Source organism: Aromatoleum diolicum, assembly GCF_012910955.1.
Taxonomy (GTDB): domain Bacteria; phylum Pseudomonadota; class Gammaproteobacteria; order Burkholderiales; family Rhodocyclaceae; genus Aromatoleum; species Aromatoleum diolicum.
Map to the genome: position 1 here is coordinate 165,419 of NZ_WTVQ01000002.1, position 22,137 is coordinate 187,555.

25 protein-coding genes are annotated in these 22,137 nt (G+C 65.0%); 4 read left to right on the forward strand and 21 right to left on the reverse strand.

All coding sequences use genetic code 11. The features are described from left to right. Positions 1 to 10: 10 nt before the first annotated feature. On the forward strand, positions 11 to 508 hold the full coding sequence (moaC, locus tag GPA25_RS01960; RefSeq protein WP_169258663.1) for a cyclic pyranopterin monophosphate synthase MoaC: 498 nt from the start codon (positions 11 to 13) through the stop codon (positions 506 to 508). 126 nt (positions 509 to 634) lie between these two features. On the opposite strand, the gene GPA25_RS01965 is transcribed toward moaC, so the two are convergent. The 6 genes from GPA25_RS01965 to GPA25_RS01990 all read right to left on the reverse strand — a co-directional run bounded on the left by GPA25_RS01965 (position 635) and on the right by GPA25_RS01990 (position 4,637). Then, on the reverse strand, positions 635 to 1,084 hold the full coding sequence (locus GPA25_RS01965; RefSeq protein WP_169258664.1) for a hypothetical protein: 450 nt from the start codon (positions 1,082 to 1,084) through the stop codon (positions 635 to 637). Between the two features lie 507 nt (positions 1,085 to 1,591). Next, positions 1,592 to 1,837: a CDGSH iron-sulfur domain-containing protein gene (locus tag GPA25_RS01970; RefSeq protein WP_169258665.1), complete on the reverse strand. Its 246-nt coding sequence runs from the start codon at positions 1,835 to 1,837 to the stop codon at positions 1,592 to 1,594. Positions 1,838 to 1,928: 91 nt separating this feature from the next. Next, positions 1,929 to 2,510, reverse strand: a complete 582-nt coding sequence (locus tag GPA25_RS01975; protein WP_169258666.1) for a YceI family protein — start codon at positions 2,508 to 2,510, stop codon at positions 1,929 to 1,931. A gap of 56 nt (positions 2,511 to 2,566) precedes the next feature. Further along, positions 2,567 to 3,163, reverse strand: coding sequence for a YceI family protein (locus GPA25_RS01980; RefSeq protein WP_169258667.1), 597 nt, complete (start codon positions 3,161 to 3,163; stop codon positions 2,567 to 2,569). Positions 3,164 to 3,182: 19 nt separating this feature from the next. Beyond that, positions 3,183 to 3,731, reverse strand: a complete 549-nt coding sequence (locus tag GPA25_RS01985) for a cytochrome b (RefSeq protein WP_169258668.1) — start codon at positions 3,729 to 3,731, stop codon at positions 3,183 to 3,185. Positions 3,732 to 3,764: 33 nt separating this feature from the next. Beyond that, positions 3,765 to 4,637, reverse strand: a complete 873-nt coding sequence (locus GPA25_RS01990) for an SDR family oxidoreductase (RefSeq protein ID WP_169258669.1) — start codon at positions 4,635 to 4,637, stop codon at positions 3,765 to 3,767. A gap of 105 nt (positions 4,638 to 4,742) precedes the next feature. On the opposite strand from GPA25_RS01990, the gene GPA25_RS01995 reads away from it, so the two are divergent. After that, entirely contained in the window at positions 4,743 to 5,660 is a 918-nt protein-coding gene (locus tag GPA25_RS01995) for a LysR family transcriptional regulator (RefSeq protein WP_169258670.1), read from the forward strand. A 97-nt stretch (positions 5,661 to 5,757) separates the two neighbouring features. On the opposite strand, the gene GPA25_RS02000 is transcribed toward GPA25_RS01995, so the two are convergent. The 8 genes from GPA25_RS02000 to GPA25_RS02035 all read right to left on the reverse strand — a co-directional run bounded on the left by GPA25_RS02000 (position 5,758) and on the right by GPA25_RS02035 (position 13,672). Further along, positions 5,758 to 6,471 carry an ABC transporter ATP-binding protein gene (locus GPA25_RS02000; protein ID WP_169258671.1) on the reverse strand — a complete coding sequence of 238 codons (714 nt, stop codon included), beginning with the start codon at positions 6,469 to 6,471 and terminating at the stop codon, positions 5,758 to 5,760. Positions 6,472 to 6,476: 5 nt separating this feature from the next. Then, entirely contained in the window at positions 6,477 to 7,181 is a 705-nt protein-coding gene (locus GPA25_RS02005) for an ABC transporter permease (RefSeq protein ID WP_169258672.1), read from the reverse strand. A gap of 92 nt (positions 7,182 to 7,273) precedes the next feature. Further along, positions 7,274 to 7,582 carry a hypothetical protein gene (locus GPA25_RS02010; RefSeq protein ID WP_169258673.1) on the reverse strand — a complete coding sequence of 103 codons (309 nt, stop codon included), beginning with the start codon at positions 7,580 to 7,582 and terminating at the stop codon, positions 7,274 to 7,276. A 3-nt stretch (positions 7,583 to 7,585) separates the two neighbouring features. Continuing rightward, positions 7,586 to 7,837 carry a sulfur carrier protein ThiS gene (gene thiS / locus GPA25_RS02015; protein ID WP_169258674.1) on the reverse strand — a complete coding sequence of 84 codons (252 nt, stop codon included), beginning with the start codon at positions 7,835 to 7,837 and terminating at the stop codon, positions 7,586 to 7,588. 22 nt (positions 7,838 to 7,859) lie between these two features. Then, positions 7,860 to 9,131, reverse strand: a complete 1,272-nt coding sequence (locus tag GPA25_RS02020; protein WP_169258675.1) for an NAD(P)/FAD-dependent oxidoreductase — start codon at positions 9,129 to 9,131, stop codon at positions 7,860 to 7,862. A 74-nt stretch (positions 9,132 to 9,205) separates the two neighbouring features. Further along, entirely contained in the window at positions 9,206 to 11,053 is a 1,848-nt protein-coding gene (locus GPA25_RS02025; protein WP_169258676.1) for an aldehyde ferredoxin oxidoreductase family protein, read from the reverse strand. A gap of 14 nt (positions 11,054 to 11,067) precedes the next feature. Continuing rightward, positions 11,068 to 11,544: a 4Fe-4S dicluster domain-containing protein gene (locus GPA25_RS02030; RefSeq protein WP_169258677.1), complete on the reverse strand. Its 477-nt coding sequence runs from the start codon at positions 11,542 to 11,544 to the stop codon at positions 11,068 to 11,070. Between the two features lie 100 nt (positions 11,545 to 11,644). Further along, positions 11,645 to 13,672, reverse strand: coding sequence for a sigma-54-dependent Fis family transcriptional regulator (locus GPA25_RS02035; RefSeq protein WP_169258721.1), 2,028 nt, complete (start codon positions 13,670 to 13,672; stop codon positions 11,645 to 11,647). Positions 13,673 to 13,954: 282 nt separating this feature from the next. Here GPA25_RS02035 and pedF point away from each other — a divergent pair, with 282 nt between their 5' ends. Together pedF and GPA25_RS02045 are read left to right on the forward strand one after the other, a co-directional pair. Next, positions 13,955 to 14,401 (forward strand): cytochrome c-550 PedF, encoded by a 447-nt coding sequence (pedF, locus tag GPA25_RS02040; RefSeq protein ID WP_425486358.1) that lies wholly within the window; start codon positions 13,955 to 13,957, stop codon positions 14,399 to 14,401. Next, positions 14,391 to 15,233 (forward strand): transporter substrate-binding domain-containing protein, encoded by an 843-nt coding sequence (locus GPA25_RS02045; RefSeq protein WP_169258679.1) that lies wholly within the window; start codon positions 14,391 to 14,393, stop codon positions 15,231 to 15,233. The genes pedF and GPA25_RS02045 overlap by 11 nt, the downstream gene beginning before the upstream one ends. 190 nt (positions 15,234 to 15,423) lie before the next feature. On the opposite strand, the gene GPA25_RS02050 is transcribed toward GPA25_RS02045, so the two are convergent. The 7 genes from GPA25_RS02050 to GPA25_RS02080 all read right to left on the reverse strand — a co-directional run bounded on the left by GPA25_RS02050 (position 15,424) and on the right by GPA25_RS02080 (position 21,911). Continuing rightward, complete coding sequence (locus GPA25_RS02050; RefSeq protein WP_169258680.1) at positions 15,424 to 16,236, reverse strand: ABC transporter permease; 813 nt, start codon at positions 16,234 to 16,236, stop codon at positions 15,424 to 15,426. A gap of 26 nt (positions 16,237 to 16,262) precedes the next feature. Continuing rightward, positions 16,263 to 17,444: an ABC transporter substrate-binding protein gene (locus GPA25_RS02055; protein WP_211162895.1), complete on the reverse strand. Its 1,182-nt coding sequence runs from the start codon at positions 17,442 to 17,444 to the stop codon at positions 16,263 to 16,265. A 53-nt stretch (positions 17,445 to 17,497) separates the two neighbouring features. After that, the gene (locus GPA25_RS02060) at positions 17,498 to 18,487 is read right to left on the reverse strand and encodes a PQQ-dependent catabolism-associated beta-propeller protein (protein WP_169258682.1); all 990 of its coding nucleotides are present in this window, start codon (positions 18,485 to 18,487) and stop codon (positions 17,498 to 17,500) included. Positions 18,488 to 18,528: 41 nt separating this feature from the next. Next, positions 18,529 to 19,290 carry an ABC transporter ATP-binding protein gene (locus GPA25_RS02065; RefSeq protein WP_169258722.1) on the reverse strand — a complete coding sequence of 254 codons (762 nt, stop codon included), beginning with the start codon at positions 19,288 to 19,290 and terminating at the stop codon, positions 18,529 to 18,531. Positions 19,291 to 19,318: 28 nt separating this feature from the next. Continuing rightward, positions 19,319 to 20,092 carry an ABC transporter ATP-binding protein gene (locus tag GPA25_RS02070; RefSeq protein ID WP_169258683.1) on the reverse strand — a complete coding sequence of 258 codons (774 nt, stop codon included), beginning with the start codon at positions 20,090 to 20,092 and terminating at the stop codon, positions 19,319 to 19,321. A 5-nt stretch (positions 20,093 to 20,097) separates the two neighbouring features. After that, positions 20,098 to 20,856, reverse strand: a complete 759-nt coding sequence (locus GPA25_RS02075) for an ABC transporter permease (protein ID WP_246265215.1) — start codon at positions 20,854 to 20,856, stop codon at positions 20,098 to 20,100. A 62-nt stretch (positions 20,857 to 20,918) separates the two neighbouring features. Further along, positions 20,919 to 21,911, reverse strand: a complete 993-nt coding sequence (locus GPA25_RS02080; protein WP_169258685.1) for an ABC transporter substrate-binding protein — start codon at positions 21,909 to 21,911, stop codon at positions 20,919 to 20,921. Positions 21,912 to 22,137 lie beyond the last annotated feature (226 nt).

Sequence of the window (22,137 nt, forward strand, 5' to 3'; positions counted from 1 at the left end):
CCACAAGCCCATGACCCAGCCCACCAACGCCCAATCACTCACCCACTTCGACGCTCACGGCCAGGCCCATATGGTCGATGTCGGCGACAAGAGCGAAACCCGGCGCGTTGCCGTCGCAGGGGGCCGCATCTCGATGAAGCCCGAGACCTTCGCCATGGTCAGGGCCGGCAATGCCAAGAAAGGTGATGTGCTCGGCATCGCACGCATCGCGGCAATCCAGGCAGCCAAGCGCACCAGCGACCTTATTCCCCTGTGCCATCCGATCCCGCTGACCCGGGTCGCCGTCGAATTTTCGCTCGACGAAGCGCAGAGCAGCATCACCTGCACTGTCACCGCCGAAACGGTCGGTCGCACCGGCGTCGAAATGGAAGCCCTGACCGCCGTCAACGTCGCCCTGCTCACCATCTACGACATGTGCAAAGCCGTGGACCGCGGCATGCGCATGGATGGCATCCAGCTGATGGAAAAGCTTGGCGGGAAGTCGGGACACTGGGTCGCGGGACAATAGCCCGCACTTCGGCAGACGTTGCCGGAAAATGTGAAAGTCGCGCGTCGCGGTCGAGATTCGCGATGACGCCGTTCCACTGAAGGGGTTTTTCTTGCGGCGAAGCGCCCGCCGGAACGATGCCCCGGCTTATTCGAGCACTTTGAGTGCGGACCCCAGGCTAAGCTTTTTTCCCGAAACCTTGTCCTTGACCGTTGCAATCACCTTGTACTGGCCAACGGGGTCGTTCACGTCAAAACTGACCCCCATGCTGGCGTTGCCAAGGTGCAGCCGCCCGGGCATCGGTTCGTCTGACCACAGCAGCCCGGTGCCACCGGGAATGAGTGTTCCATCGGGAGCAAGCAGGGAAAAATTTGCAACGACGTCGCATTTGCCGGAAACGTCCGGTGTGCAGCCTTGAAAGACCAGCATTGCAGTAACCGATGAGCCACGGCGTACGGAAGCGGTCGCGGGAAGACTCGAAGGTGCGCCGGATGCGCTCCATGCCCTGACGAACTGCGCTTCATCCGGCGTCAAGACAAGCTGGACACCGAAATGCTCCACATTGCGCACATAGTCATCATGCGGCGGCCGGGTCATGCCCCGGTCGTTCCAGGCAGCCTGTGCGAGGAGAGGAAGGCACGCGACAATCAGGGCGGCAAGTGGTCTCACGATGCGACAGCCTCAAGGATTCGAAGGCAAATCTTGCTTGCTTCAGCGGATGCGTGCCGCCGCTCGGTGGCCCGTGTCCCGCGCGCTACAGAAGATATGAAAAGTAATTATCGCCCAAGAATCCGGTGCGATTGCGTGTGTTTTACATATCCATACACATCGAATGGGAATTGGAGCGCAGGCCGCGCGATACGCAGCATCGGGAGTCCGGGCGCGCGTCGGCCCTGTGCGGCTGGCCGGCTGATTCCGCTGCGAACGGGATTCACGCAGGACGATGGGTCCGCTCGCCTGCATCACGTTGGTGAGCACCGCGCAAGTTCGGGGAATTCAGCCGCCCTGACACGTTCCGGCGGGGGGTCAGACGGAGCAGTTGGAAATATTGCTGCCCACTCGGGAGAGCGGGCAGACAGGGCGCGGGGATGCGCCCCGGCGGACTTACAGCTTCTGATGGGAACCGTCGCACATCACGCCGTTGTTGCCGTTCTTACAGCCGCAGAAGTAGGCCGTCTTGCTCTCTTCTGCCTTGTATTCCACAGGGCTGAAGCTGCTGCCCTTGTGGCTGCCGTCGCAGAAGGGCTGGCTGGCGCTCTTGCCACAGGAACACCACCAGTAGCTCTTGCCGGCTTCGACATCGACGGCATACGGGGACTTCTGGGCGATTTTTGCGGTTTCTTGGGACATGCTTCGATTCCTCGGGCTTGAATGGGAAACCACCCCACATTGGGTGGCGAAAACGGCCCCGGCGACTGACCAGGACCGGGAGAGACGTGGCTTACTGCTTGATCGCTTCGACGGCAATGACGAGCTTCACGTCGTCGCCGACGTAGGGGGCAAACTTGCCCGCGCCGAATTCGGAGCGCTTGATGACGGTGCTGGCGTTGGCGCCGCAGGCTTCCTTCTTGGCCATCGGATGTTCCATGCAGTGGAACGAGCTGACTGCGAGCGTGACCGGCTTGGTGACGCCCTTGATGGTGAGGTTGCCATCGACCGAGGCCAGCTTGTCGCCGTCGAAGGACACTTTGGTCGACTTGAAGGTGATGGTGGGGTACCTCTCGGTGTGGAAGAAGTCCTCGCCCTGGATGTGACCGTCGAACATCGGGAAGCCGGTGTCGACCGACTTGGTGTCGATGGTCACGTCAACCGAGCCGGTCTTGGCGGCGCGGTCCAGGGTGATGGTGCCGGTGGTCTTGTTGAACCGGCTTTGCTGCGTCGAGTACCCGAAGTGGCCGTATTCGAAGCGCGGGAAGGTGTGCGAACCATCGATACCGAAAGTTTCCGGCGCGGCCAATGCGGGTGCGGCGAACGAGGCCGCGAGCGTGGAGACGAGGGCGAGTCGCTTGAGTTGCTTGATCATTGTGAATCTCCTTTGAAACGGAACGGTTCTGGATAAATCGGGGTTGGGGTGTGTCGTTATTTGCCTGCGGCACGGCGATCGGCTTCGACGTGGAAGCTGACCTTGACCTCGTCGGCAACAACCGAGGTATCGGACCAGCTGCCATCGCCAATGGCGAACTCCAGACGCTTGAGGGTGAAGCCGCCGTCGAACACCGCGGTGTTGCCCTTTTGGGTGACGGTGATCGGCGTCGTGACATCGCGGGTTTTGCCCTTGATGCTGAGCTTGCCGGTCATTTCGTAGCGGTTGCCGCCGAGCGGCTTGACGGCCGACGAGACGAAAGTCGCGCTCGGGAAGTTCTTGAGGTCGAACCAGGGCTTGCCGACCACTTCCTGGTTCGCGTCGGAGGAGCCTGCGTCGATGCTGCCGAGGTCGAGATCGAGCTTTACGGTGGATTTGGTCGGCGTCGCGGCGTCGAATACCAGATCGACCTTGGCCTTGCCAAAGCGGCCATTGACCGGCACACCCATCTGCGTAAAGACGAAGTCGATGCGGTTCTTGGCTGCCTGGACCTGATCGAATACGCCAGCCGGTTCGGCGGCGTGGAGCATCCCGATACTGGTCGGAAGAGCGGTCGCAACCAGCACGGTGGCGAGCAGGCGAGAGAGTTTCATCGGTGAAATTCCTTTGGAATCAATTTGAACGCTTGAGAACAGGCACCATGCGCACCAGGGTTTCGTCGCGGTCGATCACGTGATGCTTGAGTGCGGCGGCGACATGCAGACCGACCAGCGTCAGCAAACCGAAAGTGAGGGCTTCGTGGGCGGCCTTGAAGAAGTCCCCAAGGGCCTGGTCCTTGCCGACGAGGTCAGGCAGCGGCAGCACACCGAGGTACACCACCGGAAAGCCCTTGGCGGAACTCATCAGCCAGCCGCTCAGCGGCACAGCGAACATCAGCGCATAGAGCAGACCATGCGTGATCGTGGCCACCTTGCGCTGCCACAGCGGGGCGCTTTCAACCGGGGACGGTACGGGTCTCGTCAGGCGGAACAACAGGCGCGGCAGGAACAGCAGCAGGACGGTCACGCCCAGCCACTTATGGTAGGAAATGAGTTGCAGCTTGGTTGGCGATAGCGGCAGGCCGCTCATGTAGAAACCCAGCGGCAAGGCGCTGAGCACCAGCAGGGCGGTGAGCCAGTGCACGAGCACAGCACGCGTCGCGTAACGGTCGGGAGCTTGCATGGAGGATCCTCGTATCCGGGCGTTCGAATGGGGTCAGGGGGCGCGGAAGAATTCGGCCACCAGACAATCGATGGATTTAGGCGGATGTCCGACCAGCGCGGCGAAGTCGTTGGTGCTGCGGGCGAAGCGGTTTTGCGCGGCGGCAGAATACATGTTGGCGAGTGCGCGGGCGAGCCAGGCCGGCAAACCGGCACTTTCCAGTGATTCAGCATACGCGTCTTCGCTGACGGCTTCGTAACGCAGCGTCTTGCCGGTCGCGGCGCCGACCCGTGCGACGATGTCGTAGTAGTCGTGCGCGGTCTGCCCGGTGAGTTCATAAACCTGCTTCTCAAGGCGCGGAGCAACCGCGGCCGCCGCGATGGCTTCGGCGAGTTCATTGCGTGACAGGTAGCTGACCTTGCCCTCCCCGGCCGGCAGATGCAGCACGCCGGTCTGCAGTGCGCCGGCGAAGGTCATCGGCAGGAAGTCCGCATACATGCCATTGCGCAGCAACGTACAGGTGATGCCGGAGGTAGCGAGGTCAGCCTCGGTGGCAGCATGCACCTGGGCGAATTCCGAAGGTGAAGTGGAGTCCGCGTCGAGGAAGCTGGTGTAGAAAATGTGTTTCACGCCGGCGACGCGGGCCGCCTCGATGGCGTTGCGATGCTGCGCGATGCGCACGGCCTTGGGGCCATCCGTGGAAATCAGCACGAGGCGGTCGACACCCGCAAACGTCACGGGCAGGGTTTCCGGCTGGTCGAAGTTGCCCTGGCGAACTTCGATGCCGCGCGCCGCGAGGTTTTCGGCGCGCGCCGGGTCACGCACGCTGACCGCCAGCTGGCCGGCGCCGGCACGTGGCAGACGGGCGGCAAGGTGCTGGACGATGCGCTGACCCAATTGGCCAGTGGCTCCGGTTACCAAAATCATGCCAGTCTCCTGATTCGTGCGACATTGCGATGTGCGCACTTTAGGGCAATGATTGGCCCTAAAATAGGTGCCATAAGCAAACTCTTTGTTGCATCGAGGGGAACAATGGACCGTCTGCAGGCAATGGAAGTGTTTCTCCGCGTCGCCGAGGCTGGCAGTTTCACTGCCGTGGCCGACCGGCTTAACGTCGCCCGATCCGCGATCACGCGACAGATTGCGGCGCTGGAAGCCCATCTGGGCACCAAGCTGCTGGCGCGCAGCACCCGTCGGCTGAGCCTGACCTCGTCCGGGTCGGCCTACCTGGAAAAGTGCCGCGAGATCCTGGCGATGGTCGAAGCGGCCGAAGGCGATCTGGCGGGGGAAAAGCGCGCGCCGCGCGGGCAGATCCGTGCCAGCGTGCCGATGAGCTTTGGCGTGCGCCATCTGATGCCTCTGGTGGGCGATTTCATCACGACGTATCCGGACGTCAGCGTCGATCTGGAATTCAGCGACCGGCGGGTCAATCTGATCGAGGAAGGCATGGACTTTGCCGTGCGCATTTCCGAACAGATCGACCCGACGCTGGTGATTCGGCGCCTGAGCGTGAGTTCTCTGGTGACGGTTGCGGCGCCGGCCTATCTCGACCGCCATGGCCGCCCGCAGCATCCGGACGATCTGCTGAACCATCACTGCCTGACGTACACGCTGGGGCCGGGTCTGGGGTGGGGCTTTCGCGTCGATGGCGAGCCGTATTCCGTGCCGGCGAAAGGGCGCTTCCGCGCGAATAATGGCGATGCGCTCCTCGATGCGGCGATTCGCGGGCTGGGCATCGTGCGCGAGCCGACCTTCCTGGCGGCGCAGGCGGTGCAGGCAGGCCTGCTGGAGGTGTTGCTGCCGGAATACTCGGCGACCGAATTGCACATCTACGCGGTGTTTCCCGGCAGCCGCTATGTGCCGCACCGGGTGCGGACGCTGGTGGATTATCTGGCGGAGCGAATCGGGCCGGTGCCTTACTGGGATCAGGGAACGCTGGCGAGGAAATAGCCAAGCTGCGGCCCACCACGATGGTGCGCGCTATGCGCGCGCTGCCGCCCCCGGCGCGGCGCCGACGCCGGGACAGCCTCGATGTGGGCGGATCAGGTCAGAAATTCATCCGCCACGGTAGTTCGCCCTGGATGAACAAGCGTGCCTCTTCGGAGGAGGGACGCGCGAAGAAGCGTTGCACCGGGGCGTGTTCGCGCACGCGGCCGGCGCTCATGAACACCACGTCGTCACCCAACCTGGTGGCCTGACCGAGGTTGTGGGTGGTCATCAGGATGCGTGTTCCATCGGTGCGGATCTCGCGCACGATGCGCTCGACGGCGGCTGTCGCGGATGGGTCGAGGCTGGCAGTGGGCTCGTCGAGCAGCAGCAGGCGCGGCGCGGTGACCCATGCGCGGGCGAGCGCCAGGCGCTGCCGTTCGCCGCCGGATAGCTGCCGTGCGCTGTCGCCGGCGCGCGCGGCGAGTCCCACGCGTTCGAGCACCTTCGCGGCGCGCTGGTGCCGCTCGCGGCGTGCGATGCCGTGCGGTTTGAGCGCGAGCGCGACGTTTTCCAGCACCGATGCACGCAGCATCATCGGATGCTGGAAAACCATCGTGACGCCAAGTTCAGGGCGCCCGCCGCCGCCCCAGTCGATCGAACCGCTGCTCGGTTCGAGCAGACCGCACAGCGTGCGGAGCAACACGGTCTTGCCCGCGCCGTTGGGGCCGAGCACGAGCGTGATGCCCTCCCCGCCCAGTTCAAGGTCGACGCCGTCGAGGATGGCGCGGCCGTTGGGCTGAAAACGCACATCGCGCAGACGCAAGGGAAACATCGGGCTCACCCGTATCGCCGCATGGCCCAGCCGCGTACCGCGAAGGCGACGGCGTTGAGCGCGAGGATTACGGCGATCAGCACGAGTCCAAGCGCGATCGCCAGCGGCAGGTCGCCCTTGCTGGTTTCCAACGCGATGGCGGTCGTCATCACGCGCGTGGCGTGGTCGATATTGCCACCAACGATCATTACGGCGCCGACTTCACTCATCGCCCGGCCAAGTCCGGCGAGCACCGCCACCATCAGCGAATGGCGGCAGTCGTACAACAGCGTAGTGACGCTTTGCCACCATGAAAAACGCATCGCACGCAGTTCCTCGGCGTAGCGTTGCCAGGTGTCTTCGACCACCTGACGGGCAATCGCCGCCATCAGCGGCACGACCAGCAACGTTTGTGCTGCGACCATCGCGCCCGGGGTATACAGCAGGCCCCATTCGCCGAGCGGCCCTGAACGCGACAGGAACAGGTAGACGACAACGCCGACCACCACCGAAGGCGCGCCCATCAAGCCATTGATCAACACTGACAGCGCATGCTTGCCCGGGAAGCGTCCGATCGCAAGACAGGCACCCAGCGGCAGTCCGATCAGGGTGCCGAGCACCACCGCAGCACCGCTGACGCGCAGCGAGAGCGCGACGATTTCCATCGCGCGCTGGTCAAAGGTAGCGAGCAGTGAGAAGGCATCGGCGAAAGTCGTTGCGAAGGCGGACATCGGCGGGAGAATAGCGTAAGCGCACGGATTAGGCAGCTTCGCAGGCCGGAATGCGAAGCGTGGGCTTCACGGGCAGAAGCGAAGTTCGGAAATCAACCGCCGCCGCGCTGCATCGCGCGGTCGAGCGGGGTCAGCAGATTGCGCCGCGCGGTCTCGTCGCCACCGCAGAATTCATAACGTGCAGCGAGGAGGGGAAGTTCGAACAGGCCGAGACGGCGGATGCCGCGTGCGTCGATATGAATATCGAGTCGGGTCGTGCCGGAATGCAGGCGGAAATGGCTGGCGGAGACCGCGTCGACGCCGGCGGGCCAGGCCTTGCGCAGATCGCGCTCGAACTCGGCCGGCGTGGCGGTGAGTTCGCGCTCGAAGCGTTCCGGCACCGGGCCGGTGATGTATGCCAAACCTTAGCCGCCGGCGATCGGCGGCCAGATGGCGAGTTCATCGCCATCGGCGAGCCGGTGGGCGGGGCGCTGCGAGGGCGGAATGAACAGGCCATTGACCAGGACGAGATGGGCGCTGCGCTCGGGCACCTGGTAGCGCGCGATCAGGCTGGCGATGGTGGTGCCCTCCTCCACCTCCAGTTCGACGCGGTTGCCTTTGCGGTCGGACGGGAGGTAGTCGGTGAGTGAGGCGAAGAGCTTGAAGCCGATCTTCATTGCGCGCGCATCTCCATTCGCTTCATCGCGCCAGGGCCATCGGCTGCTGTGAGCGCGCGACGTAGGCCTCGACGAACTGCAGCGGATTGGCGAGCAGGCGGTCCTTCCAGTCGCCGAGTTTCACCTGGCCGTGGATCAGGCCGCGCAGTGCGCCCACATGCTGGGTGAGGCCGATCGAGGTCGCGCCGATCATCACGTCGTCCTTGAACTGCAGGCTGAGGTAGCGGTATGCGGTGTCGTCGGCGTGTTCCACGCCGGTGCCGCCGCTGTCGCTACCCTCGCCCCACCACTGGCCGAAGGATGCCGAGATCAGGCCCAGGGTATCGAGCACGTTGATCGCCAGCACGCCGTTGAGGCGCGTATCACGGCCCGCCATGTTGAGCGCGGCGACGCGCGCCTGGTCCGCGGCATTGGGCTGGATCGCGGCGACCAGATGGGCGCCGGTGAAAAGGTCGGGCGCTTCGGCCACATCACCGGCGGCGAAGATGCCAGGCACGCTGGTTTCGAGCTTGTCGTCGACGAGCACGCCCTTGGCGACATGCACCGGCGTCGAATCGAGGAAGGCGGCGTTGGGCGCCACACCGGCCGCGACAATGACGAGATCGCAGGGCAGGACTTCGCCGGTCGACAGCGTGACGTCGACCGTCGATGGCGCACTGCCGCGGTCGATACGCTGCACGCCGGCGTTGGTGACGACGCGGATACCCTTGTTCTCGACCCAGCGCTTGATCATGCCGCCGGCCTTGGGCGTCATCATGCGCGGCACCATGCGGTCGCCCATCTCGACAACGGTGAGTTCCACGCCGCGCGCGGCGAGTGCCTGCATGATGATGCAGCCGATGAAGCCCGCGCCCAGCTGCAGCACCCGCGCACCGGGTTTGGCCAGGCGAGCGATGGCGCGGGCATCGTCGAGCGTCCAGCAGGTCTGCACTTCGGGCAGGTCGACGCCGGGGATCGGTGGGCGCACGGGATGCGAGCCGGTCGCGATCAGCAGGCGGTCATAGTCCTCGAAGTGGCCGTCGTGGAACAGGATGCGACGCTTGTCGGTGTCGAGCGACACGGCACGCGCGTGCAGTTCGCCGATACGCAGATTCTTGAAGTAATCGGGCGATTTGCGCAGGTAAGTCCCCGACTCGTCGATATGATCTTCCAGCAGATACGGTATGGCCATGCGCGAGTAAGGCGGTGCGTCCTCGTTGCCGACCAGCAGGATCTCGTCGGCGGGCGCCGCGCGGCGCAGCGTCTCGGCTGCGACGACCCCGGCAGGTCCATTGCCGAGAATCACGTGTTTCATGGGATGTCCTCGATTGGGCGATGCAACCCCCGCCCCGCGCAAGCGGGACAGGGGCAAACCGTTTAAGGCAGCGCTCAGAGTCCGAGCCGCGCCAGGGTTTCCGGCGTCGGCACGCCTTCCGGTGTCCAGCCGCGCACCTGGTAGTACTCCGGCAGCATCTTGTCGAGGCCGTTCACCAGACCCTTGGCCGGACCGCTTTTCGCCGGCTCGGTCAGCAGGCGCGGCGGCAAATTGTCGTCCTTGTTGGTGAAACCGGCCGCATTGTTGAACTGGCGCTCCATGTTCCAGATGCGCTCGCCCACTTCGTTGAGCTTCTCCATCGTCCACTCGCTGCCGCACGCCGCGGCAAGCTGCGGCTGCACGTCGGCGAGCGTCCACGCGAACGAGGTGAACACGCAGATGCCGGCGGCGTCGAACACCGCGGTCGCGTCCTGGAAAGCCTTCACGAGTTCCGCCTTGCCTTCGGTAACCAGCGGATCGGTCTTGACCGGAATGCCCAGCACTTCGGACGCGACGGTGTAGCCGCGCAGGTGGCACGCACCACGGTTGGAGGTCGCATAGGCCAGGCCCATGCCCTGGATGCCGCGCGAATCGTAGGCGGGGAACTCCTGCTTCTTGACGCTCATCGACAGTTCCGGGTGCCCGTACTTGGCACACATGCGCGCCGAGCCTTGCCCGAGTTCCTTGCCGAAGCCTTCGCCGGCCGCGGTCATCTCGGCGAGCTTCGCCAATGCCTGGGCCGAGCCGAACGGCGCATCGATGCCGATCTGCTCCTTGGTCAGCACCCCCATCTCGTACAGTTCCATCGCCGCAGCGACGGTGGCACCGAAGGTGATCGGGTCGAAACCCTGTTCGTTGCACAGCAGGTTGGCGTACTGCAGGGCTTCGAGATCGCCGACGCCGTTGGCGGCACCGAGCGCCCACGCGGCTTCGTATTCCAGGCCCCCGGACGCACCCCAGTACTGCGGGCTGTTCTTGACCGTGAAGTGGTTCTTGTCGATCTGCGAGATGCGCCCGCAGGCGATGGTGCAGCCGAAGCACGCAGCATTCGTCACCAGGTGGCTCTTGCCGTCGGATTCACGCTTCTCGTGCATCGCTTCGGCGGAGATCTTCGATGCGTCCTCGAACTGCACGTCGCGGTGGTTGCGGGTGGGCAGCGCACCGATTTCGTTGATGACGTTCATCAGCACCTGGGTACCGAATTTCGGCAGCCCCTGGCCGGTCACCGCATTGTCGGCGAGCACCTTTTTCGCTTCGGTCGTGGCCTTGAGGAAGGCCGGGAAATCCTTGATCCCGGATACGCCCTTGGTGCCGCGGATCGCCACCGCCTTGAGGTTCTTCGACCCCATCACCGCGCCAACGCCCGAACGGCCGGCCGCGCGGTGCAGGTCATTGATCACGACGGCGAACAGCACCTGATTCTCGCCCGCCTTGCCGATCGACGACACACGGATCAGCGGATCCTGGTGGTCGACCTTGATCTGCTCCTCGGTATGCCAGCAACTCGTGCCCCACAGATGCGAGGCGTCGCGCAGTTCCGCCTTGTCGTTTTCGATGAAGAGGTACACGGGCTTGGGCGACTTACCTTCGAAGATCACCATGTCCCAGCCGGCGAACTTCATCTCGGCGCCGAAGAAGCCGCCCGAATTCGAACAGGCGATCGCGCCGGTGAGCGGTCCCTTGCAGCTGACGGTGTAGCGCCCCCCGGTCGAAGCCATCGTGCCGGTAAGCGGGCCGGTCGCCATGATCAGCTTGTTGTCGGGCGACAGCGGATCGACCTTGGGGTCGATTTCCGAGACCAGATATTTGGCCGCCAGACCTCGCGAACCGAGGTATTCGTTGGCCCACTCCATGTTGAGCGGCTCTTCCTTGCACGTGCCCTGAGTCAGGTTCACCCGCAGGACTTTGCGATTCCATCCCATGATGTCCCCTCCTTTCAGGCTGCCGATGCAGCGGTATTGGCTTTGGCAGCCCAGGCCTGCATGCGGCCGAGTCCGGTCCAGTTGGCGTCGATGTAAGTGATTGCAGCGGTCGGACAGGCTTTCGCACAGGCCGGATCGCCCTCGCACAGGTCACACTTCTGCACCTTGCCGGTATCCTGGTTGTAATTGATCGTGCCGAACGGACAGGCGATCGTGCACACCTTGCAGCCGACACAGGTGTCCTCGAACACCATCTTGGCGCCGGTCGTCAGATCGAGCCGGATCGCATCGACCGGACAGGAATGCATGCACCAGGCGTCGGTGCACTGGGTACAGGTGTAGGGCACCTTGCGCCCTTCGTGCTCGAAATTGAAAACCTTGATCAGCGAGTTGCTCGGATTGATGACGCCGGTGTGTTCGTACGAGCATGCCATTTCGCATTGCAGGCAGCCGGTACACTTTGCGGGGTCAATGTGAAGAGATTTCCACATCGATGTTCTCCTCCGTTATGTGATTTGCTTCGGGACACAACAGACAACAGAACGCAAGTACCATGCCCACAACGACATTGTGGGCATGGTACAGGCCCGGTCAGTTCATCCGGCCGAGCTTGCGATACAGCGTGTTTCGACTCACCCCAAGACGACGTGCGGCAGCGGAGACGTTTCCACCTACTTCGCGCATCACCGTTGCAATGGCGTCCAGTTCAATTTCATCCAGGCTGCGGGGACTGGTGGAAACCTCCGCTGCCACGGGTACAGATGCCGGGCCGGACGCAAACGATGATGCCGGGACCGCTGTTGCCCTGCGATCGTCCGCATCTTCGACCGGATCCGTACCAAAAAGCTCCTCGGGCAAATGCACCGGACAGATTTCATTCTCGTTGTCGTCGAGCAATGCCACGGCGACGCGGATGACGTTCTGCAGTTGGCGCACGTTGCCCGGCCAGGGATAGCGTTCGAAGAATTGCATCACGTCCTCGCTGATGCCGATGCCGCCCTCGCGCAGGTCGGCGGCCTCGACTTCGAGGAGGGTCGTCACGATGCGGCGGATATCGGTGCGATCGCGCAGCGGCGGCAGTGTGACCGTCAGGCTGTTGACGCGGTAATAGAGATCCTCGCGGAACAGCCCCTGCTTGACCGCGTCACGCAGCACCCGGTGCGTGGCGCACACCAGCGAAATGTCGACGGGTATCGATTTCATCGAACCGACCGGCGTGACACTGCGCTCCTGCAATACGCGCAGCAGCCGCGCCTGCATGCCCATCGGCATGTCGCCGATCTCGTCGAGGAACAGCGTGCCGCCGTGGGCCTGTTGCAGCTTGCCCACCGCGCCCTCGCGCCGGGCACCGGTAAACGCGCCGCCCACGTAGCCGAAGAGTTCGGACTCGATCAGGTTCTCGGGAATCGCCGCGCAGTTGAGAGCGACGAAGGGGCCGTCACTGCGCACGCCGCTGTTGTGGAAGGCGCGCGCGAACAGTTCCTTGCCGACGCCGGATTCGCCCTGGATCAGCAGCGGAATGTCCTTGCCCTGGACGCGGCGAGCACGATCGAGGGCGAGTTGCAGGCGCTCATCGCCGGTCGCCAGACCGTCGAGCGTGATGCGGTTCTTCGAGCGGTCGCACGGTTTGGCCGTGGCTTTCGAGGTATCCGTGAGTTTGGCTGTCGGCACTTCGACACGCACGGCGCGCTGCCCGCGCACCTGGACATAGACCGATTCGCCGCGCCGCATCTCCAGCAGCAACAGGTCATCGGGCGAATTTGCCGCACGATCGAGCACCTGACCGAAGGCGGCCTTGAACAGCGTACTGAAGGAACGTGCTTCGCCGAGCCCGGCGGACAAGCCCAGCCATTCGCGCGCCACCGGATTGGCACCGAGGATGCAGCCGTCGGCGCTTACGGCCAACATGCCCTCCTGCAGGCTGCCGACGTACTCGGGGCGCGGATGGAAGGCGATACGGATTTCCTTCGCGAATTCCGCCTCGAACAGGCGTTTTTCCAGCAACTGCACCGACAGCCGCACCAGCCCCAGGGTGTGGCGCTGGTGATTGCGTGAATCACCGGAAATATCCAGTACGCCGGCGAGCCGCCCTTGCGCACTGAACACGGGTGCGGCGCTGCAGGTCAGGAAGCCGTTGCGCTCGAGATAATGTTCGGCACCGTGGACTTCCATCGCCGCCCCCTCGAGGATCGCGGTACCGATCGCGTTGGTGCCGCGCACACCTTCCTCCCAGGTCGCACCGGGCTGCAGGGCGACGCGCTGGGCGCGGCCGACGAAATCCGGGTCGCCGAGACAGTGCAGGATCATGCCGTCGGTGTCGGCGAGAATGACCATGCTGCCCGACGCGCGAATCTGTTCGAAGACATGCTCCATGATGCCGCCGGCGTGTTCGAGCAGCCGGGCGCTGCGGTCGCGGGCATCCGAGAGGCGGGATCTGCTCGCAGGATCGATCAGTTGCATGTCCAGATGATCGATCCCGCCTGAACGGCAACGCTGCCACGAGCGCAACACGGGCGGCGCGAGCCCGGTTTCCGGGGTCTCGCCCAGCTCGAAGAAAAACCGTCGCGCGTCCGATACGGTGTTGTCGCGGCGGTCCCGCAACTCCGGCAATACGACCATCATCTCCTCCTGTACTGCGTGTCTGGCGGGACTATTTTGTTGTCTGCCCCTTGTGTCAGAAAGTAGCACCTGCCCCAAGTCGAAGCAATCTGTTTCCTGACCTCGTGGTGCAAACGGAGCAATTTCCCTGCCAATGCATTAACGGATGCAATCCACGGCACTACTGGGCGCAAGCCGGACTCAAAGCATCGTGACAACCATGGCACAGCGCTTGCAGTAGTGAGTCCATGCCAAGCGTGCCGGCAATCAGCGCACCGTCAATCAGCGATGAGGAATCAAAAGGTGGATACGTACAACTACAAGGAGACCCTGACCCGCAACCTGCGAGTCGGAGCAATGGCCATCGGACTCGCGTTCGGCGCGGGGCTGGCACACGCACACGGCGACGTCACGCCCCAGGCGGTGGATGTGTCGACGCTGAAACCGCTCGGGCCGGAATGGCAGGCCGTCAATCCGTACCGTGATGACAAGGAAGCAATCCGCATCGGCGATTCGGCCTTCAACCAGAACTGCGCACGCTGTCACGGGCTGGGCGCGGTGTCCGGCGGCATTGCCCCGGACCTGCGCAAGCTGGACATCGCCCCCGAAACGGACGAGTATTTTCTCAGCCGCATCCGCAACGGCGTGACCCGCAACGGCGCCGTGTATATGCCGCCGTTCGAGGGCATGCTCTCGCAGGAGGCAATGTGGGCAATCAAGGCATGGCTGGAGACCGTTCGTGAAAAATGATCGCCGTGGATTTCTGTTCGCTGCTGGCGCCCTGTGCGCCGGCGCGCTGCTCCCCGCGCATGCCGCTGCACAGCTGGAAGTACAGCAGGCCGGCACGCTGCGGGTGGCGGTGTACGCCGACTTCGCTCCGTATTCGGTGCGCGGCAAGGGCGTGGATATTGCGCTGGCCCAGGCCCTGGCAGAGCGACTGGGGCTGCGTGCCGAGATCGTCGAATTTCCCGCCGACGAAAACATGGGCGATGACCTGCGCAACATGGTGTGGCGCGGTCATTACCTCGGCCGGCGCCCCGCCGACGTGATGCTGCATGTGCCGGTCGACGCGCAGTTCGCCGCGCAGAACGACAAGGTGGCGATCTTCGCGCCCTACCACCTGGAGACCATGGCGATCGCGCGCAATCCGGCGCGCGTGCCGACGGTGGCCGGCTCGGCGGCAAACGCTTTCGAGGTGTTCACGCGTGAAAAGATCGGCGTGGAGCTCGACACCCATGCGAGCGACTTCATGCTAAATGTGCTCAATGGCCGGCTGCGCGACAATGTCGTGCATTTCCGCAGCATCAATGAGGCGGTGGCGGCGATGGGTCGCAACGAGGTCAGCGCGGTGATGGGGCCACGCAGCCAGCTCGAAGCATCGCTGAAGGAGCACAGCGGGTTCGAGCTGAACGCGCTGAACATGCCGGAGATGCGCGTCAGCGGCTGGCCGCTGGGCATGGCGGTGAAGGCCGACCACAAGGAACTCGCCGCATCCCTGTCGGCGGCGCTGGCCGACCTGCAGCGTTCCGGCGAATTGGGGCGCATCTTCGCGGCGCATGGCGTCACGCACCGCGTCCCCTGAGCAACCCGGGAACGTTCCCGACTGCCCCTAAGAAGTAATCGGCACCCTGTCCTGCAGATCTGATCGTTCCGCTTTGGAGCAGGTGCTCCAGAATGGAACACCTTTCATTGCTCGGGCGATCTGCGGGGAGTTTTCACTGCTGCAGATCGCCCGCGGCGCGGGGGCGCAGGCAGTCCCGGACACACACCGCTCATGCAGGCTTGCCGCCGGCACGTTTCAGCATTCCGCGCTGGGGGTCGTAGCCGCGCACCGCGAGGCTAAAGAACACCGCAAGGCAGCCGGCGACGATTAGGAGCGACACGCCCGCGAACTGGCCATACAGCGCGAAGCGGATCGCCTCCACGGCGTGCGTGAAGGGGTTCCACTGCGCGACGAGATGGATCACCGCGGCGCCGGACTCTTCCAGCTTCCACAGCGGATACAGCGCGGGCGAAATGAAGAACATCGGGAAGATGACGAAATTCATCGTGCCGGCGAAGTTCTCCAGCTGGCGCACATGCACCGACAGCAGCAGGCCGAGTGCGCCCAGCATCATGCCGGCGAGCACCACCACCGGCAGCGCGTACAGCCAGCCGCTCCAGGGCACGTCGACGCCGAACAGCGCGGCAATCACGAGAAAGACATAGGCCTGCAGCACCGACAGCAGGGTGCCGGCGAGCAGCTTCGCGAACAGCAGGAAGGAGCGCGGCAGCGGTGCAGTGAGCAGCAGGCGCATCATGCCCATTTCGCGGTCGTACACCATCGCCAGCGATGACTGCATGCCGTTGAACAGCAGCACCATGCCGAGCAGGCCGGGCACGATGTACACCTGATACGGGATATAGGTGTCGTAGGGCGGGATGATCGACACGCCGAACACGTTCTGGAAACCGGCGGCGAACACCACCAGCCACAGCAGCGGCCGCACCAGCGCGGAGGCGAAGCGCCCGCCCTGGCGGACGAATTTGGCGACCTCGCGGCCGGCGATGGCCTGCAGCGCGAGCAAGGCGTGTTGCAGTCTCATGAAGGGGTCCGGGGTGTCGGACGCCCTCAGAACGCGCAGCGGCTGTCGCGCTGGTCGAATCCGAGGGTATCCAGGTTGTTGGTCGGATGCAGGAAACCCGCGATCGGCGCGCGTTCGATGACCGCGTTGTGGGTTGCGAGCAGGACTGGCTGGCGCAGCTGGTTGTCCCACGCGCGGAAGCCGAGACGGTTGCCCTTGAAGCCGTCGAGCGTGATCTCCTCGCCCTTGAGGTACTTGGCCAGCGCGGCGAAGGGCGCGTTCTGCGTGCGCACGACGGCTTCAACGACCGCCTTGACGGCCATCCACGCGGCCCAGTCGGGGTCGGCCATCTTGCGAGCGGCGTGTTTTTCGAGGCGGGCGTTGAGCTGCGGCGCGCCATGGCGCTCCCACGCCCACGACCATGCGGCCGCGGCGAGGCCTTCGGCGCCGACGACCGGGCGCGATCGCACGGTCCGGTAGGGCACGCTGCGGGCGAATTCGCCGTCGCTGTCCGCGACGAAAACAACGTCGTGATCAGCACCGGCCGTCAGCAGGGCGACGTTGCCCTGGTCGCGCTGGCGCGGGTCGTTGCTGAGCACGAAGGGCTTGCGCTCGGCGATCTTCAAACCGAAACGCTTCGCCGCGCGCTCGAAGGCATCCGCTTGCAGGCGGTCTTCGGGGCGCGGCCCTTCGAGCAGCAGCACCGAGCGCCACTTCTTCGACACCAGGAACTGGGCCAGCGCATCCGCCCGCATCGCGTCGTTCGGCAGCGTGTGCAGCAGGTTGGGCTGGCACTGCGCCTGGCGCAGCGCGTCGTCGGGCGCCGAAACGTTGAATAGCAGCAGTTCGCGACCGCGTGCCGCCTTGGACACTTCAGCCACGACCGCGCCGGGCGCGTCGATCAGGAAAAAGCGCACGCCGTCCTTGTTGAGGCGTTCGACCGCCGCGACCAGCGCCTTCGCGTCCGCGCCCGATGCACGCTCGAGCGCGAATTCGACACCGATCGCCTGGCCGACGAAACGCGCCTCGCGCAGCGCCACTTCTGCGCCGGCAAAGGGTCGCCCGAGCGGCTGCGCGAGTCCGCGGAAGAACAGGCGCGTCTCATCGTAGCGGCCATCCGGGTCAAGCTCCAGATGGACGATGCGCACCGTCGTCGTCGCCGCCGCAACCGGCGTTGCCAACGACAGCGCGGCGACCATGCCCAGAGCGAAGCGCAGGAATAGTTTCATGCAGGCATGCATTGCGCAGGGTCCTGTCTTCGTCGATCGCAGCGCGGTATTCATCAGTCGTCGATCACCACGGTGTGCGGCACGCGCCCGACCGGCACCGAACGCAGCACCTTGCGGCTGCGCGCATCGACAATCGAAATGTCGTCGGACAGGCCGTTGGCGACGAACAGCAGGCTCTCGTCACGATTGAGCGTCGCGCCCCATGCACGGTTGCCGACGAGCACGTAATCCTGCACCTTGCGGCTGGCCACATCGACGACGGCGACGTGATTGGCGCGGCCGAGCGTGACGAAGGCGGTCTTGCCGTCGCGCGTCATGGCGATGCCGACCGGCGTGACGTCGTCGGCGCGGAAGCCCTTCGGCGTGAAGGTCACCTTCGCCTTCACCTTGTTGCTCACCCCATCGAGTACCGTCACCTGCCCGCCCAGTTCGCTGGTGACCCACACTTCGCCACCGTCAGGCGTCATCGCAAAGCGCCGCGGGCGATTGGCGACGACGACGTTGGCGAGGATCTTGTTGGTCGCGGTGTCGATGACGTGCACCATGTTTGCGACCTCGGATGTCGCATACAGGCGCTTGCCGTCCGGGCTGAGCCGCACGCCTTCGGGCTCCTCGCCGACCTCGATCTGCGCGAGCGGCTTGCGGCTGGCGACGTCGATCACCGAGACCTGCGCGTCCTCTTCATTGGAGACGTATAAGCGCTTGCCGTCAGGCGAGAGATCGAACATCTCCGGATCCTCGCCGACTGGGATGCTGTGCGTGAGCTTGAGCTGGGCGATGTCGATGACGTCGACGCGGTTGCCCTTGCTCGCGATCACATACAAGGCCATGCGGTCCGGGCTCAGGCGCATGTCGCGCGGACGCTGCCCGGTGGCGATGGTCTTCACGACCTGCCAGGTCTTGCTATCGAGCACGGTGACCGCGTGGTCGTTCTCGCTGCTGACGAACACGTAGCCGGTGTCCTTCGCTGCGGCAGCGCCCGCCGCAAGGACGACGGACAGGGCCAGCGCGTGCAGTGCGGCGGTGCTTCTCGAACGAATCACGGATTGCCTCCTGTCGGGTTGTTCAAGGGTATCGTGGGGACTCAGGCGACGGTATCGCCGGTCATTTTCAGGAAGGCTTCGGCCAGTGTCGCGGTGCCGGCAGCCTCGGCGAGGTTCTGCGGCCGGCCCTGGGCGAGGATGCGCCCTTGGTGCAGCACGATGACGCGATCGGCGGCCTCGGCTTCGTCGACCAGATGCGTCGCCCACAGCACGCCGACGCCGCGCGCGCGCAGCGCCAGCACCTCGTCGAGCAACTGGCGGCGCGAGGCCGGGTCGAGACCGACGGTGGCCTCGTCCATCAGCAGCACCGCCGGCTCATGCACCAGCGCGCGTGCCAGTTCCACCTTGCGACGGTTGCCACCGCTCAGTTCGCGCACCGGATCGCCCGCGCGCTCCGAAAGCCCCAGGCGCTGCAGCGCGTCCGCGATGCGTTCGCGTGCGCGGCGTCCGCCGAGACCGTGCAGACTGGCGTGAAACTTCAGATTGGCGGCGACGCCGAGATCGAGGTCCAGCGTGCTCTGCTGGAAGACGACGCCGATGCCGGCCAGCGCTGCGACCGAATTGTGGCGGATGTCATGGCCGCACACCGAGAGGCTTCCGTCGTCAGCATTGAACAAGCCAGTGAGCAGCTGGAACAGGGTGCTCTTGCCGGCGCCGTTGGGGCCCAGCAAGGCGACGAATTCGCCGCGCGCCACATCCAGACTGACGCCGCGCAAGGCTTCGCGCGGGCCGTAGGACTTGCGCACGTCACGCAGACTCAGCAGGGGCTCCGCATGGGGCGGCGGAGTTATGGAATCGGCCATCGATTCGGCGCTCCAAGCGGTGATCAAATCAGTCATCGGCACTTCCGTCGCTGCCCGTGCCGGCCGTCGCGAGCCCGGCCAGCAACTCCGGGTGCTGCGCAAGAAGGCTCGCCTGCAGCGCCTGCACCGTGGCGTCGTCGGGCATGCGCGGACGCGGCAGCGCGAGCGGATACTCAAGCACCACGCGCCCCGGCGCCGCGGACAGGAAACACACCCGGTCGGCCAGCGACAGTGCTTCGCGCAGGTCATGGGTGACGAACAGCACCGTGCAGCGGCAACGCTGCCACAGTTCGACCAGCATCGCACGCAGGCGGTTGGCGGTGGGCACGTCGAGCGAGACGAAGGGTTCGTCCATCAGCAGCAGCTTCGGCTCGATGACGAAGGCGCGGGCGAGCGCGACGCGGCGCTGCATGCCGCCGGACAGCCGCCCGGGAAAGGCGTCCATGACTTCGCCCAGGCCCATCGCACCCAGCAGGTCACGGGCGCGCCGCTGCGCTGCGTCGGATTGGCCGGCGACCAGCAGCACGTTATCCAGCACCGTGAGCCAGGGCATCAGGCGCGGCTCCTGGAACATGAAGCCGATGCCGTGTTCGGGGGCTGCGCCGCCGAGGCTGACACGTCCGTCGACATCGCGGTCGAGCCCGCCGACGACATTCAGCAGCGTGCTCTTGCCGCAGCCGGACGGGCCGACCACGCAGACGAATTCGCCCGGCGCCGCGTTCAGCGCGAGCCCGGACAGGGCCAGGTGCGGCTGACCGCCGCGGTCAGGATAGGATTTTCGCCGGATTGCGATCTCAAGCATGCCGTTTACCCCCGCCACCGCGTCAGGCGCCGCTCCAGCGGCCGCAACGCGGCCGCCTCCACGATCAGCACAATGGCGGCGAAAACCAGCGTGTAGGCGAGGATGCCGGCGATATCGAAGAACTGGAAGAACATGTTGAGCTGGAAACCGATGCCGTTGCTGCGACCGAGCAGTTCGACCACCAGCACGATCTTCCAGATCAGCGACAGCCCGGAGCGCGCCGCCGCCATCAGGTAGGGGTAGAGCTGCGGCAGATAGACGCGCGTCAACGTACGCCAGCGCGGCAGGCGGTAGGCGTGCGCGACCTGCATCAGATTGCGGTCGATGGCGCGCGCCCCTTCGCGCACGGTCACCACCACGGTGGGAATCTTGTTCACCGCCACGGCGAAAATTGCAGCCGCATCGTTGAGGCCGAACCATACGTAGCACAGGATGATCGTCACCAGCGCCGGGATGTTGAGCCCGAGCACCAGCCAGCCATCGAGCAGGAGGTCGAGCTGCCGCCAGCGGCCCATCGCGATGCCGATCGCGGTGCCGATCGCCATCGCCAGCAGGAAGCTGACCACGACGCGCGCCAGCGTGATGGCGAGATGCCAGGGCAGCGCGAGCGACACGGTTTCATCGACGACGCGCCCGAACACCACCGCCGGAGCCGGGAGGCTGGTGCTCTGCAGCAGCCACGCTAGGAACTGCCACAGCGCGAGGAAACCGAGCAGCGACGCGAGACGCACCCAGCCATCGCCGCGCGGGAACAGCGGTTTCATCCGCCCTCCCTTGCGCAGCGAAGACGAGGGCAACACGGCCGTGTCATCCGCGCCGCCTTTCATTACCGTGCGCCACCCGGGTGCCAGAAGGTTCCGGCCGGCAGCGCCGTTGCCGGCCCAACCAGTTCCGCGCCACCTTCCGCGGCCAGGATACCGAAGACGCGACCTGCGGTGCGTTCGGCCTGCGCACTGTCCGTACCCGGAATCCCGGCACGGAAACCCTGCCGCAGCGCCGCCAGCGTCGCATCGTCCTCGGCGCGCGTGAGCGGACGCAGATCCTCCCACACCGCATCGGACTCCAGCATCAGCTGCTTGGCCTTCGCCGAGGCGCGCAGGAAACCTTCGATCGCGGCGCGGTTGCGCCCGGCCCATTCCTCGCGGAACACCCAGCCGACCATCGGTAGTTCGCCCTCGACGCCCAGCGCGCGCAGGATGTCGTCGAGATTGACCAGTTCGCGCATGCCGGCCGCACGCAGGCGCGCGGCGTAATGCCAGAAGTTCAGCACTGCCGGCAGTTCGCCCTTGAGCATCAAGGCATTGAGCAGCGGCGGCGCGCCGAAATCCGGCTTCACGAGCCGTGCGGCATCCTCGCCAATGGTCTTGCGCGAATAGGCACGCAGCAACAGCCAGCTCTTGTCCAGCGCCCCGCCCGCAACACCCAGACGCATGCCGCGCAGATCCGCGAGCGTTTGCACGCCCGCATCGGGCCGCACCATGACGCCGCCGATCGCCCGCGAATAAGGCACGAAGGCGAAATCGCGCCCCTCGGCACGCTGGCGCGCGACCCAGATCCAGTCATTGACGATGACATCGACGGCACCGCCCTGCAGCGCGACATTGGCGGCATCCTTCAACGCCAACGGCACGACCTCGAAACGCACGCCTTCGCGCTCGGCGAGCCCCATGCGTTTCATCACGTCGAGTTCCCAGCTCACCGTGCCGTATTGCAGCACGCCGATGCGGATCGTCGGCAAGTCGGCAGCACCGGCCGGGGCGATCAGGCAGGCGAGCAGCGCGACAGCTATCAGCCATGCTCGCGCGAGAGGATGGAACATTTCCTGTCTCCATGATTCTTGTTTAATCACCCGCGGGATCGAGCCCACAGGCGTGTGATTCTGCTATGCACGATCTGGTCCAGGTGTCTCGATGCCCTGGCGGACATCGGCGGCCGCCCCGACCGTCCCGCTTTGGAGCAACTGCTCCATTTTGGAACACCCCGAAACCACGTGCTCGCTCCTCCATGCGTGCGACACGCGCTATCAAGGATAGTGCATTGCCCCT

Excerpts from the sequence above, each read along its gene's own strand:
- moaC (WP_169258663.1), top strand. The coding sequence starts at position 11 with ATGACCCAGCCCACCAACGCCCAATCACTCACCCACTTCGACGCTCAC.
- GPA25_RS01965 (WP_169258664.1), bottom strand. The coding sequence starts at position 1,084 with ATGACCCGGCCGCCGCATGATGACTATGTGCGCAATGTGGAGCATTTC.
- GPA25_RS01970 (WP_169258665.1), bottom strand. The coding sequence starts at position 1,837 with ATGTCCCAAGAAACCGCAAAAATCGCCCAGAAGTCCCCGTATGCCGTC.
- GPA25_RS01975 (WP_169258666.1), bottom strand. The coding sequence starts at position 2,510 with ATGATCAAGCAACTCAAGCGACTCGCCCTCGTCTCCACGCTCGCGGCC.
- GPA25_RS01980 (WP_169258667.1), bottom strand. The coding sequence starts at position 3,163 with ATGAAACTCTCTCGCCTGCTCGCCACCGTGCTGGTTGCGACCGCTCTT.
- GPA25_RS01985 (WP_169258668.1), bottom strand. The coding sequence starts at position 3,731 with ATGCAAGCTCCCGACCGTTACGCGACGCGTGCTGTGCTCGTGCACTGG.
- GPA25_RS01990 (WP_169258669.1), bottom strand. The coding sequence starts at position 4,637 with ATGATTTTGGTAACCGGAGCCACTGGCCAATTGGGTCAGCGCATCGTC.
- GPA25_RS01995 (WP_169258670.1), top strand. The coding sequence starts at position 4,743 with ATGGACCGTCTGCAGGCAATGGAAGTGTTTCTCCGCGTCGCCGAGGCT.
- GPA25_RS02000 (WP_169258671.1), bottom strand. The coding sequence starts at position 6,471 with ATGTTTCCCTTGCGTCTGCGCGATGTGCGTTTTCAGCCCAACGGCCGC.
- GPA25_RS02005 (WP_169258672.1), bottom strand. The coding sequence starts at position 7,181 with ATGTCCGCCTTCGCAACGACTTTCGCCGATGCCTTCTCACTGCTCGCT.
- thiS (WP_169258674.1), bottom strand. The coding sequence starts at position 7,837 with ATGAAGATCGGCTTCAAGCTCTTCGCCTCACTCACCGACTACCTCCCG.
- GPA25_RS02020 (WP_169258675.1), bottom strand. The coding sequence starts at position 9,131 with ATGAAACACGTGATTCTCGGCAATGGACCTGCCGGGGTCGTCGCAGCC.
- GPA25_RS02025 (WP_169258676.1), bottom strand. The coding sequence starts at position 11,053 with ATGGGATGGAATCGCAAAGTCCTGCGGGTGAACCTGACTCAGGGCACG.
- GPA25_RS02030 (WP_169258677.1), bottom strand. The coding sequence starts at position 11,544 with ATGTGGAAATCTCTTCACATTGACCCCGCAAAGTGTACCGGCTGCCTG.
- GPA25_RS02035 (WP_169258721.1), bottom strand. The coding sequence starts at position 13,672 with ATGGTCGTATTGCCGGAGTTGCGGGACCGCCGCGACAACACCGTATCG.
- GPA25_RS02050 (WP_169258680.1), bottom strand. The coding sequence starts at position 16,236 with ATGAGACTGCAACACGCCTTGCTCGCGCTGCAGGCCATCGCCGGCCGC.
- GPA25_RS02055 (WP_211162895.1), bottom strand. The coding sequence starts at position 17,444 with ATGAAACTATTCCTGCGCTTCGCTCTGGGCATGGTCGCCGCGCTGTCG.
- GPA25_RS02065 (WP_169258722.1), bottom strand. The coding sequence starts at position 19,290 with ATGGCCGATTCCATAACTCCGCCGCCCCATGCGGAGCCCCTGCTGAGT.
- GPA25_RS02070 (WP_169258683.1), bottom strand. The coding sequence starts at position 20,092 with ATGCTTGAGATCGCAATCCGGCGAAAATCCTATCCTGACCGCGGCGGT.
- GPA25_RS02075 (WP_246265215.1), bottom strand. The coding sequence starts at position 20,856 with ATGAAACCGCTGTTCCCGCGCGGCGATGGCTGGGTGCGTCTCGCGTCG.
- GPA25_RS02080 (WP_169258685.1), bottom strand. The coding sequence starts at position 21,911 with ATGTTCCATCCTCTCGCGCGAGCATGGCTGATAGCTGTCGCGCTGCTC.